At 69.6% G+C, this 17,408-nt stretch carries 16 protein-coding genes; 4 read left to right on the top strand and 12 right to left on the bottom strand.

Features of this window, described 5'->3' with window-relative positions:
• Nucleotides 1-95 precede the first annotated feature (95 nt).
• The 4 genes from ACIRRY_RS02245 to ACIRRY_RS02230 are packed head-to-tail and all read left to right on the top strand — an operon-like array spanning nt 96 to nt 3,461.
• The gene (locus ACIRRY_RS02245; RefSeq protein WP_403966880.1) at nt 96-1,064 is read left to right on the top strand and encodes an ABC transporter substrate-binding protein; all 969 of its coding nucleotides are present in this window, start codon (nt 96-98) and stop codon (nt 1,062-1,064) included.
• Entirely contained in the window at nt 1,061-1,834 is a 774-nt protein-coding gene (locus ACIRRY_RS02240; protein WP_403966877.1) for an ABC transporter permease, read from the top strand. Before ACIRRY_RS02245 ends, ACIRRY_RS02240 begins: the two co-directional genes overlap by 4 nt.
• Nucleotides 1,831-2,610 carry an ABC transporter permease gene (locus ACIRRY_RS02235; RefSeq protein ID WP_403966874.1) on the top strand — a complete coding sequence of 260 codons (780 nt, stop codon included), beginning with the start codon at nt 1,831-1,833 and terminating at the stop codon, nt 2,608-2,610. The genes ACIRRY_RS02240 and ACIRRY_RS02235 overlap by 4 nt, the downstream gene beginning before the upstream one ends.
• Nucleotides 2,611-2,630: 20 nt before the next feature.
• The gene (locus ACIRRY_RS02230) at nt 2,631-3,461 is read left to right on the top strand and encodes an ABC transporter ATP-binding protein (protein ID WP_403966871.1); all 831 of its coding nucleotides are present in this window, start codon (nt 2,631-2,633) and stop codon (nt 3,459-3,461) included.
• On the opposite strand, the gene ACIRRY_RS02225 is transcribed toward ACIRRY_RS02230, so the two are convergent.
• The 12 genes from ACIRRY_RS02225 to ACIRRY_RS02170 all read right to left on the bottom strand — a co-directional run bounded on the left by ACIRRY_RS02225 (nt 3,427) and on the right by ACIRRY_RS02170 (nt 17,403).
• Nucleotides 3,427-5,610, bottom strand: coding sequence for a discoidin domain-containing protein (locus ACIRRY_RS02225; RefSeq protein WP_403966868.1), 2,184 nt, complete (start codon nt 5,608-5,610; stop codon nt 3,427-3,429). The genes ACIRRY_RS02230 and ACIRRY_RS02225 overlap by 35 nt on opposite strands.
• Before the next feature lie 93 nt (nt 5,611-5,703).
• Nucleotides 5,704-7,305 (bottom strand): glycoside hydrolase family 13 protein, encoded by a 1,602-nt coding sequence (locus tag ACIRRY_RS02220; protein WP_403966865.1) that lies wholly within the window; start codon nt 7,303-7,305, stop codon nt 5,704-5,706.
• Nucleotides 7,306-7,345: 40 nt separating this feature from the next.
• A complete protein-coding gene (locus ACIRRY_RS02215; RefSeq protein WP_403966862.1) occupies nt 7,346-8,221 on the bottom strand; it encodes a carbohydrate ABC transporter permease in 876 nt (291 codons plus the stop codon).
• Complete coding sequence (locus ACIRRY_RS02210; RefSeq protein WP_403966859.1) at nt 8,218-9,174, bottom strand: carbohydrate ABC transporter permease; 957 nt, start codon at nt 9,172-9,174, stop codon at nt 8,218-8,220. The genes ACIRRY_RS02215 and ACIRRY_RS02210 overlap by 4 nt, the downstream gene beginning before the upstream one ends.
• 4 nt (nt 9,175-9,178) lie before the next feature.
• Entirely contained in the window at nt 9,179-10,525 is a 1,347-nt protein-coding gene (locus ACIRRY_RS02205; RefSeq protein ID WP_403966856.1) for an ABC transporter substrate-binding protein, read from the bottom strand.
• A 110-nt stretch (nt 10,526-10,635) separates the two neighbouring features.
• Nucleotides 10,636-11,634, bottom strand: a complete 999-nt coding sequence (locus ACIRRY_RS02200; protein WP_403966854.1) for a LacI family DNA-binding transcriptional regulator — start codon at nt 11,632-11,634, stop codon at nt 10,636-10,638.
• An 82-nt stretch (nt 11,635-11,716) separates the two neighbouring features.
• Nucleotides 11,717-12,412 (bottom strand): GntR family transcriptional regulator, encoded by a 696-nt coding sequence (locus ACIRRY_RS02195; protein WP_403966851.1) that lies wholly within the window; start codon nt 12,410-12,412, stop codon nt 11,717-11,719.
• Nucleotides 12,413-12,479: 67 nt separating this feature from the next.
• Entirely contained in the window at nt 12,480-13,481 is a 1,002-nt protein-coding gene (locus tag ACIRRY_RS02190; protein ID WP_403966849.1) for a proline racemase family protein, read from the bottom strand.
• A gap of 37 nt (nt 13,482-13,518) precedes the next feature.
• The gene (locus tag ACIRRY_RS02185) at nt 13,519-14,415 is read right to left on the bottom strand and encodes a dihydrodipicolinate synthase family protein (RefSeq protein WP_403966846.1); all 897 of its coding nucleotides are present in this window, start codon (nt 14,413-14,415) and stop codon (nt 13,519-13,521) included.
• An 87-nt stretch (nt 14,416-14,502) separates the two neighbouring features.
• Nucleotides 14,503-15,960, bottom strand: a complete 1,458-nt coding sequence (locus ACIRRY_RS02180; protein WP_403966843.1) for an NAD(P)/FAD-dependent oxidoreductase — start codon at nt 15,958-15,960, stop codon at nt 14,503-14,505.
• Nucleotides 15,953-16,255 (bottom strand): (2Fe-2S)-binding protein, encoded by a 303-nt coding sequence (locus ACIRRY_RS02175; protein WP_403966840.1) that lies wholly within the window; start codon nt 16,253-16,255, stop codon nt 15,953-15,955. Before ACIRRY_RS02175 ends, ACIRRY_RS02180 begins: the two co-directional genes overlap by 8 nt.
• Complete coding sequence (locus ACIRRY_RS02170; RefSeq protein ID WP_403966837.1) at nt 16,252-17,403, bottom strand: NAD(P)/FAD-dependent oxidoreductase; 1,152 nt, start codon at nt 17,401-17,403, stop codon at nt 16,252-16,254. Before ACIRRY_RS02170 ends, ACIRRY_RS02175 begins: the two co-directional genes overlap by 4 nt.
• Between the last annotated feature and the right edge of the window lie 5 nt (nt 17,404-17,408).

The raw sequence follows: 17,408 nt of genomic DNA, 5'->3' as shown, positions 1-17,408 counted from the left end.
GCAGGGGCCATACGTTCCCGCTCAACACCAATTGAGCACCACTGTGCGGTGTGCGCACAGCCTGTCGGAACACCGTCGTCTGCACAGGAGTTGCCATGCGTCGTCTGCTCGTCGGCCTCGCGGCCGGAACAGTGCTGGTCGCCGCGTCGGCCTGCGGTTCGTCCGGCAACGGAGCGTCGGATCAGAACAGCTCGTCCACCGGCACCACCACGGTCAAGGTGGGGGTCATCCCCATCGTCGATGTCGCCCCGCTCTATCTCGGCCAGAAGGAGGGCTTCTTCAGCAAGCACGGCCTGAAACTGTCGATGACGCTCGCGCAGGGCGGCGCGGCCATCGTGCCGGGGGTGGTCAGCGGCCAGTTCCAGTTCGGCTTCTCCAACATGACCTCGCTGATGCTCGCCCGGTCCAACGATGTCCCGGTGAAGGCCATCGCCAACGGTGTCGCCTCAACGGGCGTGTCCGGCAAGGACTTTGGCGCCCTCGTCGTCAAGAAGGGCAGCACGCTGAAGTCGGCGAAGGAGTTGGAGGGCAAGAAGGTCGCGGTCAACACGCTGAAGAACATCAACGAGACGGCCGTACGCGAATCCGTCCGCAAGGCCGGCGGCGACCCGGACAAGGTCAAGTTCGTCGAGCTGGCCTTCGACCAGATGCCGGCCGCGCTCGACAAGGGTCAGATCGACGCGGCGATGGCCGTCGAACCCGCGCTCACCACCATGCTGAACCAGGGCGCCCAGCAGATCGCCTGGCCGCTGGTCGACGTCGCGCCGAACCTCACCGTCGCCATGTACTTCACGTCCTCGGCGTACGCGACGAAGAGCCCGGACGTGGTCAAGAGGTTCCAGGAGGCCACCGCCGAGTCGCTGGCCTACGCGGACGCCCATCCGGACGAGGTCCGCCAGATCGTCGCCACCTACACCAAGGTCCCGGCGAGCGTGCTGGCCAAGGTGATCCTGCCCAAGTGGCCCGCAGATCCGAACCGTTCCTCGATCGAGGCGCTGGAAAAGCTGAGCGAGACCGACGGCCTCTTCAAGAAGACCCCCGACCTGAACACGCTGCTCCCGTGAAAGGACTGAACACCGCACTCGGTGCGGCCGGACTCGCGGCCTTCCTCGCCCTCGGCGAGGTCGTGCCGCGCGTCGGCATCGTCAAGGAGGCCTACTTCCCGCCGACCAGCAGAATCGCGTCGGCGTTCTGGGACGAACTCAGCGACGGCACGTTCTGGTCGGCGCTCGGCGACACCCTCACCGGCTGGGCCCTCGGCCTCGCGATCGCCGTCGGCGCGGGCATCGTCGTCGGCGTCCTGCTCTCCGTCGTCCCCCACCTCCGCGAGGCGACGGCCTCGACCGTCGAGTTCCTCCGCCCGATCCCGTCGGTCGCCCTCATCCCCCTCGCAGTGCTGTTGTACGGCACCGAACTCAGGTCGGTGCTGTTGCTCGTCGTCTACGCCTCCTTCTGGCAGATCCTCATCCAGGTCCTCTACGGCGTCCAGGACGTCGACCCGGTCGCCGAGGAGACGGCACGGTCCTACGGTCTCGGCACCTGGGCCAGGGTGCGGCACGTGCTGTGGCCGAGCGCGCTGCCGTACGTGATGACGGGCGTACGGCTGGCCGCGGCCGTCGCGCTGATCCTCACCATCACGGCCGAACTGGTCATCGGGGCACCGGGGTTGGGCGCGACCATCGCGGTCGCCCAGTCCTCGCAGGCCGTGCCCGAGATGTACGCGCTGATCGTGGTGACCGGTCTGCTGGGGCTCCTCATCAACGTCGGCGCGCGTACGGTGGAACGGCGGGCGCTGGCCTGGCACCAGTCGGTGCGCGGGGAGGTGGCGGTATGAGGCGCGCACTGACCCGGCTGCTGTTCGCCCTCGCACTGCCGGCCGTCCTGGTCACTGTCTGGTGGCTGGCATCGGACGGCAGCACCAACGTGTACTGGCCGCCGCTGCGCACGATCCTGAAGACCTTCCCCGACGTGTGGACCGGCGACCGCCTCAGAACCGACGTCCTGTCCAGCGTGCTGCGGCTCGCGGCGGGTTACGCCACGGCGGCCGTCGTCGGCGTCGCGCTCGGCACGGTGATCGGCTCCTACCGTCGGGTCCGCGCGGTGTGCGAACCGGTCCTGGAGTTCCTACGGGCTGTACCGCCACCGGTGTTGGTCCCCGTCATCATGCTGTTCGCGGGCATCGGCGACACGATGAAGATCGCGGTCATCGCGAGCGGCTGCGTCTGGCCCGTCCTCCTCAACACCGTCGAGGGCGTCCGCGCGGTCGACCCGGTCATGAAGGAGACAGCCCTCTCCTACGGCATCACGGGCACCGCCCGCCTCCGCAGTCTGGTGCTGCGCTCGGCCAGCCCGCAGATCTTCGCGGGGCTGCGCCAGGCGCTGTCCATCGGGATCATCCTCATGGTCATCAGTGAGATGTTCGCGGCCACCGACGGTCTGGGCTTCACCATCGTCCAGTTCCAACGCAGCTTCGCCATCCCCGACATGTGGACCGGCATCCTCGTCCTCGGCATGCTGGGATTCCTGCTCTCCGTCGTCTTCCAGATGGTCGAGCGGCGGGTGCTCGGCTGGTACCACGGCCTGCGCGCGGCCGCCCGCCGGTCCTCCTGAACATCGCGAAAGGGCGGTCCATGCACGCGCAACTCGACGTATCCGGCCTGCACAAGGTCTACGAGGGTTCCGGCCGACATGTGGAGGCGGTACGGGACCTCACCTTCACCGTCGACGCGGGCGAACTCGTGTGTCTCGTCGGCCCGTCGGGCTGCGGCAAGACCACCCTGCTGAAGTGCATGGGCGGCCTGCTCACCCCGACTGCGGGCGAAGTCCTCCTGGGCGGACGGAAGGTGGACGGTCCGCCGCCCGGGATGGCGTTCGTGTTCCAGGAGTACGGGCGCAGCCTCTTCCCCTGGATGCGGGTCGGCGAGAACGTCGAACTGCCCCTGAAACAGAAGAACTTGAGCAAGGCGCGCAGGCGTGAGCTGGTCGCGGACGCGCTGGAGTCGGTGGGGCTGACGGAGGCCGCGGGGGCGTATCCGTGGCAGTTGTCCGGCGGTATGCAGCAGCGGGTCGCGATCGCGCGGGCGCTGGCGTACGAGCCCGAAGTCCTGCTGATGGACGAGCCGTTCGCGGCGGTCGACGCGCAGACCCGGGCCGATCTGGAGGACCTGGTACGGGGGTTGTGGCGGGAGCGCGGCATCACGATCCTGTTCGTGACGCACGACATCGACGAGGCCGTCTACTTGGGTGAACGGGTGGTCGTGCTGTCCGCGTCCCCGACCGTCGTGCAGGAGCAGTTGAAGGTCGATCTGCCCGTGGAGCGAGACCAGTTGCACACCCGGGTCGCCCCGCGCTTCGCCGAACTGCGGACCCATGTGTACGAGCAGATCCAGGCGGCGAAGCGCGGAACTCTGCCGGTCCAGGACCGACTCACGAAGTCGTCGAATACGCCTCCACTTCACTGAACTGCGCTGCCGGCCAACCGGAGTTGGCGGTGACGGCGATCCGCAGACAGCGCAGGTTCGTGCCGCTCGGCAGCGCCACGGTGACCGTGTTCCCGGTCGCCGGGTCGAAGCGGTAACCGGCGGAGCCGACGACGGTCGAGTAGGTAGAGCCGTTCGTGCTGCCCAGCACGGACAGCGTCTCGGTGCGGGCGCCCCACGCGGACGACGGCGGCAGCTTCAACACCACCCTGCGGACGGCTTGGTTGGCGCCGAGGTCGACCGTCCAGGTCTGCGGGAACGCGTTGTTGGCGGATTCCCAGTAGGTGTTCGCGTCGCCGTCGACCGCCTTGCCCGGTGTGTAGACGTCCTGCGAGCCGGTCGCGGTGGCCGGGCGGCCCTTGGCGAGGTTGGTGTTCTGGTCCGGGGGCGGGGTGCCCTGCCCGGGCTGCGGCCACGTCGAGCAGTCCGACCAGGTGCTGCTCCAGCCGGAGTTGCCGCCGCCGTCGGTGAGGGTGAAGGTGCCGGAGCCGGACGGATAGGGGCAGTTGTAGATGCCGGCCGCGCCGACGCCGGTGGCCTGTACGTTGCTGAACCTGGCCGCGCCCTGCGCCTCCGCCTGGACGACGACCGTCCCGGTGTTCTGCACGCTCGCACCGCTCACGGTGACATTGCCGGTCGAGTAGCCGTGGCCGCCGCCGGACACGAACTCGAAGGCGCTGTACGGGCTGTTGGTGATCGTCGTGTTGGTGATGTTCACGGTCGCGTTGACCGCGCTGTCGTAGGAGTCGACGCGCAGCGCGCCCATCGGGTGTCCCCAGTTGGGGTTGATCGCCCCGGTGCGGACGAGGGTGTTGCCGTCGACCGTGATGGTGCCGGCCAGCGGGGAGAAGGGGTCGAGGAACTTCTGGTTGGAGATCGCGATGCCGCTGCCGAGGGCGTTGGTGTCGGAGATCAGGTTGTTCCTGACCGTGATGTCGGTGCCGCCGTAGATCGCGATGCCGTTGGCGAGGTTCGGCTGCGAGATGGTGTTGTTCTCGAAACTGCTGTTGGTGTCCGGGGAGTTGAGCGACCACATGGCGAGGGAGTCGTCGCCCTGGTCGCGGAGGAAGTTGTTGCGGACGATCACGCCGTGGGCGTTGCCGTTGAGGTTGAGGCCGTCGGCGGTGGTGTCGAGGATCCGGTTGTTCTCGACGACGAGGTTGTCGTTGTTGCCCGTCAGCCAGAAGCCGCACTTGAGGTGCTGGATCCACATCCCGGAGACCGAACTCCCCGACCCGAGCGTCCCGTTGACGAAGTTGTCCGGGTTGGAGTCGACGCGTTCGGTGACCTCGCCGATGACCGCGAAGTCCTTGATGTGGACGCCGCCGGAGGAGCTGGACTGGTCGATGAAGCGCGAGCTGTGCACGACCGAGTACCACTGACCGGCGCCCTGGAGCGTCACGTTCTGCACGCCGCTGAGGGAGGAGGTGAGCCGGTAGTCGCCCGGCGGGATCCACACCACTCCCCCCTGTGCGGCGGAGATGGCGTCACGGAAGGCCTGGGTGGAGTCGCCCGCGCCGCTGGGGTCGGCGCCCCTGGAGACCACGGACACCGAACCGGCGGGCTGGGTGGCGGCCCCGGCGACCTGCTCGAAGTCGGCCACGTCGACGGTGACCTGGGTGCCCGTGGACACGAAGGCGACCTTGTCGCCCTGCTGCACGTTCTGGCCGAGCAGGAGCCGCGCGTTGTCGAAGAAGTGGTGCGCCTTGACACCCGCGATCCAACTGGTGTCGACGTACGAGTACTTGGACGTCACGGCGAGCGTCCTGCTGATCTTGACGCCGTTGACGTACACGTCGAGGCTGCCGCTCTGACCGTCCGGGACGCTGTACGACACGTTCACGGCGTTGGCCGCGCGCGGCACGGTGAACTCGACACGCTGGCCCGAGGTGAGCCGTACGGCCTGCCGTCCGGAGGCCTCGGAGGCGAGGGTCCCCTGGGTGTAGTCGGGGCCGACCCTGGTACCGGTCGTGGTGGCGGACTCGGCCTCGACGGACGTGAAGGGGAGGGTGGCTCCCGAGGCCGCGTGGGCGGCGGCCGGGGCCAGGGCGACAAACGTGCCGGCGGTGAGGGCGACCGCCGCACCGATCATTGACATGCGCCTGACAGTTACGAGTGTGGTGCCGTGCATGTGCCGATCCCTTCGGGGTGGGGGTAAGGGGATAGCGGATGCGGGGTGGCGGTCGACTGTCGACGATCTTCGGTCATCGGTCGACCACCGGCATTACGCGGTATGCAGCCAGGCGGCCGTGTCCCGTGGCAGCCTGCCTTGGTCGTCCAGGGGGTTACTGGTCAGCAGGAGCCGGTCGTGCGCGGGGAGGTCGACCGCCGTGTCCGACAGGTTGACCACACAGATCACGCCCTCCGCACGGGCGAAGGCGAGGACGCCTTCGGGGGCGGGCAGCCAGGTGAGGGGGCCGTCGCCGAAGACCGGCCGCAGGCGGATCGCGTCGCGGTAGAGGTTGAGCATGGAGTCGACGGTCCGCTGCTGACGGTCGACCGCATACGATGTCCAGCCGGTCGGCTGCGGCAGCCACGGCTCACCGCGCGAACCGAAGCCCGCGTACGGCGCGTCCTCGACCCAGGGCAGCGGCACCCGGCAGCCGTCACGGCCGGGGTCGGTGCCGCCGGAGCGCAAGTACATCGGATCCTGTATGCGGTCGACCGGCAGCTCGACCTCGGGCAGTCCCAGCTCCTCCCCCTGGTAGAGGTAGACCACTCCGGGCAGGGCCAGCGACAGCAGCGCCGCCGCCCGCGCGCGCCGGGTGCCCAGGGCGAGGTCGGTCGGGGTGCCGAAGGCCTTGGCGGCGAAGTCGAAGCCGGTGTCGGCGCGGCCGTAGCGGGTGACCGTGCGGGTCACGTCGTGGTTGCACAGGACCCAGGTGGCGGGCGCTCCGATCGGCGCGTGCTCGGCGAGGGTCTCGTCGATCGAGGTGCGCAGCCGGTCCGGGTCCCAGGGGCAGGACAGGAAGGCGAAGTTGAAGGCGGTGTGCAGTTCGTCGGGGCGCAGATAGCGGGCGAAGCGTTCGGTGTCGGGGAGCCAGACCTCGCCGACGAAGACGGCGCCGTACTCGTCGGCGACGGCCCGCCAAGAGCGGTAGATGTCGTGGAGTTCGTCACGGTCGACGAAGGGGTTCGGGTCGCGGCCCTCGACGAAGTCGGGCAGTGCGGGGTCCTTGGCGAGCAGCGCCGCCGAGTCGATGCGGACCCCTTCGACCCCGCGCTCGAACCAGAAGCGCAGGATGTCCTCGTGCTCCTGACGCACCGCCGGGTGGGCCCAGTTGAGGTCGGGCTGTTCGGGGGTGAACAGGTGGAGGTACCAGTCGCCGTCCGGGAGGCGGGTCCAGACGGGTTCGGTGGAGCCGGCGAACTGGGACGGCCAGTCGTTGGGCGGGAGTTCGCCGTGTGCGCCGCGTCCGGGGCGGAAGTGGAACAGCTCGCGCTCGGGGCCGCCAGCGAGGGCGGCACGGAACCACGGATGCTGGTCGGAGACGTGGTTGGGCACGATGTCGACGATCGTGCGGATGCCCAGCTCCCGTGCCTCGCTGATGAGTTTCTCCGCCTCGGCGAGCGAGCCGAAGGCCGGGTCGATGGCGCGGTAGTCGGCGACGTCGTAGCCGCCGTCCTTCATCGGTGACAGGTACCAGGGGTTGAACCACAGGGCGTCCACGCCGAGTTCGGCGAGATACGGCAGCCTGGAGCGGACTCCCGCGAGGTCGCCCGTGCCGTCGCCGTCGCCGTCCGCGAAGCTGCGCACGTACACCTGGTAGATGACGGCCGAGCGCCACCAGTCGTCGTGGCTCTGGGCATGGGGAGGCTGTCCCACGGTGCTGGCCTTTCTGTCGGGGGCGTCGAAGGGGGCGGTGTCAGCCCTTCGTGCTGCCCGCGCTGATCCCGGCGATGATGTGCCGTTGGAAGACCAGGAACATCGCGACCATGGGGATGCTCGCGATCACCATCGCGGCGATGAGCACGGTCAGTTGGATGTTCTGGGACAGCTGGACGAGTGCCACGCTGATCGGCTGTTTGTCGGTGTCGGAGAAGACCATCAGCGGCCACAGGAAGTCCTGCCAGACGGCGACGAGCGCGAAGATCGAGACGACGCCGAGGACCGGGCGGGACATGGGCAGCACGATGGACCACAGGGTGCGGAGTTTTCCGGCGCCGTCGATCTCGGCGGCTTCCAGGACGTCGCGCGGGAGTTGGTCGAAGAACCGTTTGAGGAGGTACAGGTTGAAGGCGTTGGCGACGGCCGGCAGCCAGATGCCGAGGGGGTCGTTCAGCAGGCTGGTGTGGATCAGCGGGAGGTCGGCGACGGTCAGGTACTTCGGTACGACCAGGGCCTGCGCCGGGACCATCAGCGTCGCCAGGATGCCGCCGAGGATCAACTTGCCGAAGGCGGGCTTCAGTTTGGACAGGGCGTAGGCGGCGGCCGTGCACAGGACGAGTTGGAACGCCCAGGCGCCGGCGGCCTGGACGACGGTGTTCCACAGGTGTTCCGGGAGCTGCATCAGGTCCCAGGCGTCGGTGTAGCCGCTGAGGTGCCAGTGCTTGGGGACGATCGTGGGCGGGGTCTGCGCGATCTCGTCCGGCGACTTCACGGCGCCGGTGACCATCCAGTAGACGGGGAAGAGGAAGGCGAGCGCGAAGAGGACGACGACGCCGGTGAACACCGTCCAGTAGACGGCTTTTCCGCGCGGCCGGGCGAGGGTCGCCGGGGAGAGCAGCGTGCGGGTGGTCACAGGTCGTCCTCTCCGGAGCGGGTCAGCCGCAGATAGGCGGCGGAGAAGACACCGAGCAGCACGAGGAGCATCACGCTGAGCGCGCAGGCGCCGCCGAAGTCGTTGTAGAGGAAGGCGTATTTGTAGATCAGGTAGAGCACGGTGACGGTGGCGTTCTCCGGGCCGCCGCCGGTGATGACGAACGGTTCGGTGAAGACCTGCATCGTGGCGATGATCTGAAGGAGCATCAGCATGAGGATCACGAAGCGGGTCTGAGGGATCGTCACATACCGCACGCGTTGCAGCAGGCTCGCGCCGTCGAGTTCGGCGGCCTCGTACAGGTCGCCGGGGATGGACTGGAGCGCGGCCAGGTAGATCAGGACGGTGCCGCCCATGTTGGCCCAAGTGGCCACGATCACCAGGGAGATGAGGGCGGTGTCGGTGCCGTTGGACCAGTTCGAGGTGGGCAGGTGCAGGAAGCGCAGCGTCTCGTTGGCGAGGCCCGCTCCGGGGTCGTAGAACCATTTCCACAGCAGGGCGGTGACCACCGGCGGGATCATCACGGGGAGGTAGACGACGATCCTGAAGAAGGCCTTCCAGTGCCTCAACTCGTTGAGGACCAGGGCGAGTACGAACGGGATCGCGAAGCCGATGAGGAGGGCCAGCAGGGTGAAGACGAGGGTGTTGCGCCAGGCGGCGGTGAACTCGGGGTCATGCCAGACGCGGGTGAAGTTGGCGGTGCCGACCCACTCGGGCGAGGAGCCGGGCGTGTACTTCTGGAAGGCGATCACGACCGCGCGGATCGCCGGGTACCAGGAGAACAGGGCGAAGCAGATGAGCCCGCCGACGAGGAACGCGTAGGCGCGGGCCTGGTCCAGGAGGCGGCGCCGCCTCCGGCCCCCGGCCGGGGGCGGCGCCTGGACCTGTCGAACCGCCGTCGTCAGGGCGGGACTCCGGGTGGCCGTCCGGGTCATCGGGTCAGCCCCGGGCCAGGATGCCGTCGATCTTTCCGGAGGCGTCCTTGAGGAGCTGGTCGATGTTCGCGTCCTTCTTGGTGAGGACGGCGGAGACGGCTCCGTCGAGGACGGAGTAGATCTGCTGGGCGTCCGGCGGCTCGATCTTCATCTGGAGGGACTGGTTGCCGTCCAGGAAGGCCTGGTAATTCTGCACCGGGACATTGGAGTTGGCCTTCTTGACCTGCTGGTCCTTGGCGTCGGCGGCGCCGGTGAACAGGCGCGGTTCGGGCAGTCCGACAGGTGCGTTGGCCTGCTTGGCGCGGGCGTAGTCGCCGAGGAAGCCGCTGCCCGGGGTGAGGAACATGCTGTCGAGCCACTTGAGGCCGGCGCGGATCTGGGCGGGCGTGTCGTGCTTGTTGAACATGTAGCCGTCGCCGCCGATGAGCGTGCCCTGGCCGCCGGGCATCGGGCCGAGGGCGAGGTCGTCGTAGTTGCCGCCCTTCTCCTTGACCAGGATCGGGATGTTGTCCGGCGCGGAGAGGTACATGCCGAGCTTGCCCGAACCCATCAGCTGCTGCACGTCGTTGATGACGAGGAGCTGCTTGCTGCCCATCGAGTTGTCGGTCCAGCGCATGTCGTGCAGGTTCTGCAGCACGGCGTGGCCCTGCGGCGTGTCGACGTCGGCCTTCTTGCCGTCGGCGCTGACGACGTCACCGCCCTGCGAGTACATCTCGGCGGTGAAGTGCCAACCCCCTTGGTTCTGGGCGCTGTAGTCGGCGTAGCCGACGGTGCCGTTGCCGAGCGCGGCTATCTTCTTCGCGTCGGCCCGGACCTCGGCCCAGGTCGTCGGCGCCTTGTCGGGGTCGAGGCCGGCCTGCTGGAAGAGCTTGCGGTTGTAGATCAGGCCCATCGAGTAGCCGGTGCGCGGGATGCCGTAGATCTTCCCGTCGACGGTGTAGATGTCGCGCAGCTGCTTCTGCAGCGTGTCGTAGCTCTTCAACTCCTTGATGTACGGCGTGAGATCGGCGGCCTGGTTGATGTCGACGACGTGCTTGGCGTCCGTGAAGTACGTGTAGAACACGTCCTCCATCTGGCCGCCGGCGAGTTTGGCGTCGAAGGTCTTCGGGTCCTGGCAGGGGAACGCGTCGTGGGTGACGACGTCGATGTCCGTGTTCTTCTTCTCGAAGGACGCGACATCGGAGTCGAAGAACTTGCGGTCGACCTTGGCGCTCTTGGGCGGTTCGCAGTTGACCGTGATGCGTGTCTTGCCGCTCGCCGAGTCGTCGCCGGACCCGCAGGCGGAGGCGGTGAGCGCGAGTGAACAGACGCCGATCGCGGCGAAGGTGCGGCGGAACCCGGTGCTTCTCATCGGTGGACCCCTCTGGGCAGGAGCGGTGGGCGCCGCACACTCAAGCACCGCCGACATCCGTCCGCAAGATGTCGCGCAGAATCTGTAATTATTCGACAGCGCGGCGACGCTCAGTCGCGCGGCGCTTGCGCGGTGGAACCGCGCACTACCAATTCCGGTTCGAAGAGCAGCTCTTCGGGCGGTACGGCCGTGCCACCGACCTGCGAGTTCAGGAGCTCCACGGCCGCTCGCCCCATGGCCTCGATGGGCTGGCGGACGGTGGTCAGCGGGGGCTCGGTGCAGTTCATGAAGGCGGAGTCGTCGTAACCGACGACAGAAATCCGTGAGGGGACGTCAAGTCCCTTGCGGCGGGCGGCCCTTATCGCGCCGAGGGCGAGGGGGTCGCTGGCGCAGATGATGCCGGTGACGCCCCGGTCGATCAGCCGGGAGGCCGCGGCGTGACCGCCCTCGATGGAGAAGATGGCCCGGGCGACGAACTCCTCGGGCAGATCCCCCGAGATGGCCCGGGCGGCGGCCAACTTCCTTGCGGAGGGCATGTGGTCGGCGGGGCCGAGGACGAGTCCGATGCGCTCGTGGCCGAGGGAGGCGAGGTGTCGCCAGGCCTGCTCGACGGCGACCGCGTCGTCGCAGGACACGGCGGGGAAACCGAGGTGGTCGATGGCCGCGTTGACCAGGACGACCGGGATGTTGCGCTCGGCGAGCAGCCGGTAGTGGTCGTGCGGCGCGTCGGCCTGCGCGTAGAGCCCACCGGCGAACACGACGCCGGAGACCTGCTGTTCCAGCAGCAGCGTCACGTAGTCGGCCTCGGAGACCCCGCCCTTGGTCTGGGTGCACAGCACCGGGGTGAGGCCGAGTTGGGCGAGCGCGCCGCCGATCACCTCCGCGAAGGCGGGGAAGATGGGGTTCTGAAGCTCGGGCAACACGAGACCCACGAGCCGTGCCCGCTCCCCGCGCAGTTGGGTGGGCCGCTCGTAGCCGAGGACGTCCAGGGCCGAGAGCACCGCCTGTCGGGTGGGCTCGGAGACTCCGGGTTTGCCGTTGAGCACTCGGCTGACCGTGGCCTCGCTGACCCCGACCTTCTTCGCCACCTCAGCAAGTCGTCGCGTCATGCACGCAAGAATAGCGCAAGATACGCAAGTGGTTTGCGTTATGGGTGAGTCGGATCACGTGATCCACGGCTCCGGGTGCCGGTCAGTCGTGGGCGGCCCACAGACCGCGGACATGCCCGAGGTGCCGGGTCATGATCTCACGCACGGCCCGCTTGTCGCGGTCCAACAGTGCGTCGAGAAGCTCCAAGTGCTCCTGCGCGGAGGCGAGTAGACGGCCGGCCTCGACCAGCGCGGTCAGCCCGTAGAGCCGCGAGCGCCCGCGCAGATCGCCGACGACCTCGACCAGGTGGGCGTTGCCGGCCAGGGCGAGCAGTCCGAGATGGAAGCGGGTGTCGGCCTCGACGTACGCGATGAGGTCACCGGCCACGGCCGCGCCGACGATCTCCCGGGCGGCCGGCCGCAGCGCCTCCAGCGAGACGGGGTCGGCGCTCTCGGCCAGCCCCACCACCGTGGGGATCTCGATCAGCGCACGGATGTGGGTGTACTCGTCGAGCTGCTTCTCCGAGACCGCGGTGACCCGGAACCCCTTGTTCGGGACGGTGTCGACCAGCCCCTCCTTGGCCAGGTCCAGCATGGCCTCGCGCACCGGCGTCGCCGAGACCCCGAAGCGGGCGGCCAGGGTCGGCGCGGAGTACACCTCGCCCGGCCGCAGCTCCCCCGCGATCATCGCGGCCCGCAGGGCGTCGACGACCCGCTCGCGATAGCTGCTCTTCCTGCCGCCCAGCGTGGGCAGATCCGGAGGGGTGGTGGGCGGGGCGCTGGTGCGCTGGGCGACCATCGAATCTCCTAGTGGTGCAATGTCACACACGGTGCAATGTCACGCGTGACCGCCGATTATCCCCGGTCTAGAGGATGAATCCGCCCGGGAACGGATCGGTGGGATCGAGCAGGTACTGGGCGGTGCCGGTGATCCAGGCGCGGCCGGTGAAGCTGGGCAGGACGGCGGGGACACCGGCGACTTCGGTGGTGTCCAGGAGCCGTCCGGTGAACTGGGTCCCGATGAAGGACTCGTTCACGAACTCGGTGTGCAGCGGGAGTTCACCGCGCGCGTGGAGTTGCGCCATGCGCGCGCTGGTGCCCGTGCCGCAGGGTGAGCGGTCGAACCAGCCCGGGTGGATCGCCATCGCGTGCCGGGAGTACCGGGCGGTCGCGCCGGGCGCGTAGAGGTGCACGTGATGGCAACCGCGAATGGAGGCGTCCTCGGGGTGGACGGGCTCGTCGCTCTCGTTGATCGCCGCCATGAGGGACAGGCCGGCCTTGATGATGTCGTCCTTGCGGGACCGGTCGAAGGGCAGCCCGAACTGGTCCAGCGGCAGGATGGCGTAGAAATTGCCGCCGTACGCCATGTCGTATGTCACCGTCCGCCCGTCGGCGAGGGTGATCTTGCGGTCCAGGCCGGCGGCGAACGACGGGACGTTCTTGAGGGTGACGTTCTTCGCGGCGCCGTTCTCGACCGCGACCTCGGCGACGACCGGTCCCGCCGGGGTGTCGAGGCGGATCGTGGTGACCGGTTCGACGACCTCGACCATGCCTGTCTCGACGAGCACGGTGGCCACGCCGATCGTGCCGTGCCCGCACATCGGCAGATAGCCCGAGACCTCGATGTAGACGACGCCCCAGTCGCAGTCGGGGCGGGTGGGCGGCTGGAGGATCGCGCCGCTCATCGCGGAGTGGCCGCGCGGCTCGTTCATCAGGAACTGCCGGATGTGGTCGCGGTGTTCGCGGAAGTACAGCCGCCGCTCGTTCATGGTCGCGCCGGGGATGGTGCCGATGCCGCCGGTGATCACGCGGGTGGGCATGCCCTCGGTGTGCGAGTCGACGGCGTGCAGGACGAGTGTGCTGCGCATGAGGCTCCCTGTTCGATCGATGCCGGTGCGAGGGTACTTACGCGAGTCCGGCCGCGACGGCCTTCTCGGTGGCGGCGCGCACGGCCGCCTCCTGCTCGGGCAGCAGCGGGACGCGCGGCGGACGCACCGGGCCGCCGTGTCGGCCGACGAGGTCCATGGACAGCTTGATGGCCTGCACGAACTCCACCTTGGAGTCCCAGCGCAGCAGCGGGTGAAGTTGCTCGTACAGCTTCTTCGCCGTGGCCAGGTCGCCGCCGACGGCCGCGTGGTACAGCTCGACGCTCGCGGCGGGCAGCGCGTTCGGGTAACCGGCCACCCAGCCCTTCGCACCCGCGAGCGCGAGTTCCAGCAGGACGTCGTCGGCGCCGATCAACAGGTCCAGTTCCGGAGCGAGTTCGGCGAGCTGGTAGGCGCGGCGGACATCGCCGGAGAACTCCTTCACGGCGTGGATGTACCCCTCGCCGTGCAGCTTGGCGAGCAGTTCGGGCACCAGGTCGACCTTGGTGTCGATGGGGTTGTTGTACGCCACGATCGGCACCCCCGCCTTCGCGACCTCCGCGTAGTGCGCGAGGACCGAACGCTCGTCTGCGCGATAGGCGTTGGGCGGCAGCAGCATCACGGAGGCACAGCCCGCGTCGCGGGCCTGCTCGGCCCAGCGGCGGGACTCGGCGGAGCCGTAGGCGGCGACCCCGGGCATCACGCGCGCGCCGCCGATCGCGGCGACCGCCGTCTCGACGACCTTGGCGCGCTCCTCGGGTGTGAGCACCTGGTACTCGCCGAGCGAGCCGTTCGGTACGACACCGTCGCACCCGTTGTCGACCAGCCATGCGCAGTGCTCGGCGAACTTGCCGTAGTCGACGGCGAGTTGCTCGGTCAGCGGGAGCGCGGTGGCGACGAGGACGCCGCGCCAGGGGCGGTTCGGGGTGGTGGTCATCCGGAGTCCCTCTCAATGGGGTGTGACATTTTACTGATGGACAGGGCGACGGCGGCCCAGGGCGCCGCAGTCGGTCGGGCAGGGCGGTCAGTCGGGTGGCGCGGGTGATCGGTCGTCCTCGGCCTCGCCCGCCCGTGCGAGCACCCCGAGCGGTACGGGCCGCGCGAACGGCCGCCGGGACGGGCTGAGTTCGCATCCGGCGAGCCCCGCGACGGCGGGCCCGCACATCCGCCCCTGGCACCAGCCCATCCCGGCCCGCGTCAGCAGCTTCACGGTGCGTACGTCACCGGCGCCGAGCTCCTCCACGGCCTCGTGGATCGCTCCCCCGGTGACCTCCTCGCAGCGGCAGACGACGGTGTCGTCGGTGACGAGGTCGGTCCAACGGGCGGGCGGCGCGTACACGGTGTCGAGTGCGGCGAAGAACTCCCGCAGTCCCGTGCGGGACTTGGCGGCCGTCGCCCAGGTGCGCGGGTCGGGTTCGGTGCCGTGCAGGCGTGCGGCGGCGGAGCGTCCCGCGATGTGCCCCTCGGTGAGGGAGAGGGCCGCGCCGCCGATGCCGGTGGTCTCGCCGGCCGCCCAGACGCCGGGGACGTCGGTGCGCTGTTCGTCGTCGACGTGGACGTTGATCCCGTCGAGCCGACAGCCGAGGGTCTCGGCGAGGTCGGTGTGCGGGAGCATGCCGTGGCCGATCGCGAGGGTGTCGCAGGCGATGCGGCGTGCGGTGCCCGGCCGGACCCGTCCGTCGGTGTCGAGCGCGGCGACCGTCACCGCCGCCAGCCGCTCCTCGCCGTGCGCCTCGACGACGGTGTGCCGGGTGAGCAACTTGACCCGGTGGCGCAGAAGTTGGGCCGCGTACTGGGCGCCCTCGACCAGCTTGCCGGGTTGCGCGGCGAGCGCGCGGGTCCGTCGTACGAACGCTCTGGGGTCGGCGGACTCGACGAGGGCGGCTACGTCAACACCGGCTGCTGCGAGGCCTGTTGTCACGGGGAGGAGGAGCGGTCCGGTGCCGGCGATCACGGCGGTGCGTCCGGGGACGGCGAGGGTGCCCTTGAGCATGGCCTGGGCGCCGCCCGCGGTGAGGACTCCGGGGAGCGTCCAGCCGGGGAACGGGAGGACCTTCTCGTACCCGCCGGTGGCCAGGAGGACGGCGTCTGCGCGTACCTCGACCGGGGTCTCCTGTTCGGGGCCGAGGAGGGCGTGCACGGTGAAGTCGCCGTGCGGGCCGCCTCGGTCGGACGTACCGGGCCGGTGGTTCGGCCCCCGCTCCACGAGCCAGACATGACGGTCCGTCAAGTGCGTTACGCGGCCCGCCTCCACGTGTCGCGCGAGGGAGTCCCTGAGCCGCTCCCACGTCCGCCACTGATGGTGCAGGGCCTGCGGGCGCCGGGCACGCAGTTCGGCGGCCGGCTGTCGGTAGAACTGGCCGCCCGCCCACGCCGCCGAGTCGATCAGGGTGACGCGGACGCCGTGTGCCGCGGCGGCGACGGTGGCGGCGAGTCCCGCCGGACCGGCGCCGATCACGGCGAGGTGCGGTCGGTCAGTCATCGTGGCCCGTCCCCTCCTGCGTACGGATGGCGTCCCCCGGGTGCAATGGCACCAGGCAGGCCCGTTGGTTCGGGCGGGAGTTGACGGTGACGAGGCAGTCGTAGCAGACGCCGATCCCGCAGAAGACGCCGCGCGGACGGCCCTCGCCACGGGTGGTGCGCCAGGACGTCACGCCCGCCGCCCACAGTGCGGCGGCGACGGTCTGGCCGGGGAGTGCCTCGATCTCGCGGCCGTCGAGGGTGACCGTGAAGGCGGGGTCCGGGTGGGCCTCGGCGAGGTCCAGCGGGGAGCTCATGCGTCCTCCTCGGGGAAGCGGTCGGGCCGGAAGGGTGCCGGGTCGAGGTCCGGGGTCCGGCCGTCCAGCAGTTGGGCGATCAAGTGCCCTGTGCCGGTGGCGAGTCCGATGCCCGCGCCCTCGTGCCCGCAGGCGTGGACGAGCCCGGGGACGCGGGGGTCGGGCCCGATGGCGGGCAGGTGGTCCGGCAGGTACGGGCGGAAGCCGAGGTAGGAGCGCATCGCGCGGACGTCGGACAGGAACGGGAAGAGTCTCGTCGCGCCCGCGGCCAGCGCCCGCACGACCGGCAGCGAGAACGTCCGGTCGAAGCCGACGCGTTCGCGGCTCGCGCCGATCAGGATCGGTCCCGCGGCCGTGCCCTCCACGACCGGTGAGGTCTGGAGTGCGGCCGAGTCGCTGGCCACGTCGGCCACGTAGTCGGCGGCGTACACCTTGTGGCGGACCAGGCGTGGCAGTGGTTCGGTGACGAGGACGAAGCCGCGGCGCGGGAGGACGGGGAGGGTGACTCCGGCCAGGGCGGCGAGTTCGCCGCCCCAGGTGCCGGCCGCGTTGACGACGATGGGGGCGAGGATGTCGCCCCGGTCGGTGCGGACGCCTTCGACGGTGCCGTCCGTCGTGAGGAGTACGTCCGTCACCGTACGGCCGGTGAGCAGCCGGGCGCCCGAGACCCGTACGAGGTGGGCGGCGGCCAGGGCGGGCATCACCTGGCAGTCCTGCGGGTAGTACACGCCGCCGGGGAGGCCGGGGGCGAGGTGGGGTTCGAGGTCGTTGAGGGTGTCGGCGTCGACCGGCTCGGCGACGACTCCGGCGGTGCGCTGCTCCTCGGCGAATCGCTCCAGTGCGGCGAGTCCGTCGGGCGTGGAGGCGACGACGAGGCCGCCCTTCGCCTCGTACTCGACGAACTCCCCGAGTTCTTCCGCGAGTTGTGCCCACAGGCGGCCGGAGAGGAGGGCGAGGTCGAGTTCCGGGCCCGGCTCCTTGTCGGAGACGAGGAGGTTGCCCTCGCCGGCGCCGGTCGTGCCGCCCGCGACCGGGCCGCGGTCCACGATGATGACGTCGAGGCCCGCCCGGGCCGCGTAGAGGGCGCAGGCCGCGCCCACCGTCCCGGCTCCGACGACCACGACATCGCAGGTCAGTCGCTTGCTCACGTCAG

Origin of the sequence: Streptomyces sp. NPDC101776, from assembly GCF_044766845.1 — a bacterium.
Taxonomy (GTDB): Bacteria; Actinomycetota; Actinomycetes; order Streptomycetales; family Streptomycetaceae; genus Streptomyces.
The sequence above is the reverse complement of the archived record's forward strand: the minus strand, read 5'-3'. Positions and strand labels throughout refer to the sequence as shown.

Coding starts and splice junctions, on each gene's coding strand:
- ACIRRY_RS02245 (WP_403966880.1), top strand. CDS start 96: ATGCGTCGTCTGCTCGTCGGCCTCGCGGCCGGAACAGTGCTGGTCGCC.
- ACIRRY_RS02235 (WP_403966874.1), top strand. CDS start 1,831: ATGAGGCGCGCACTGACCCGGCTGCTGTTCGCCCTCGCACTGCCGGCC.
- ACIRRY_RS02230 (WP_403966871.1), top strand. CDS start 2,631: ATGCACGCGCAACTCGACGTATCCGGCCTGCACAAGGTCTACGAGGGT.
- ACIRRY_RS02225 (WP_403966868.1), bottom strand. CDS start 5,610: ATGCACGGCACCACACTCGTAACTGTCAGGCGCATGTCAATGATCGGT.
- ACIRRY_RS02210 (WP_403966859.1), bottom strand. CDS start 9,174: ATGACCCGGACGGCCACCCGGAGTCCCGCCCTGACGACGGCGGTTCGA.
- ACIRRY_RS02205 (WP_403966856.1), bottom strand. CDS start 10,525: ATGAGAAGCACCGGGTTCCGCCGCACCTTCGCCGCGATCGGCGTCTGT.
- ACIRRY_RS02200 (WP_403966854.1), bottom strand. CDS start 11,634: ATGACGCGACGACTTGCTGAGGTGGCGAAGAAGGTCGGGGTCAGCGAG.
- ACIRRY_RS02195 (WP_403966851.1), bottom strand. CDS start 12,412: ATGGTCGCCCAGCGCACCAGCGCCCCGCCCACCACCCCTCCGGATCTG.
- ACIRRY_RS02190 (WP_403966849.1), bottom strand. CDS start 13,481: ATGCGCAGCACACTCGTCCTGCACGCCGTCGACTCGCACACCGAGGGC.
- ACIRRY_RS02185 (WP_403966846.1), bottom strand. CDS start 14,415: ATGACCACCACCCCGAACCGCCCCTGGCGCGGCGTCCTCGTCGCCACC.
- ACIRRY_RS02180 (WP_403966843.1), bottom strand. CDS start 15,960: ATGACTGACCGACCGCACCTCGCCGTGATCGGCGCCGGTCCGGCGGGA.
- ACIRRY_RS02175 (WP_403966840.1), bottom strand. CDS start 16,255: ATGAGCTCCCCGCTGGACCTCGCCGAGGCCCACCCGGACCCCGCCTTC.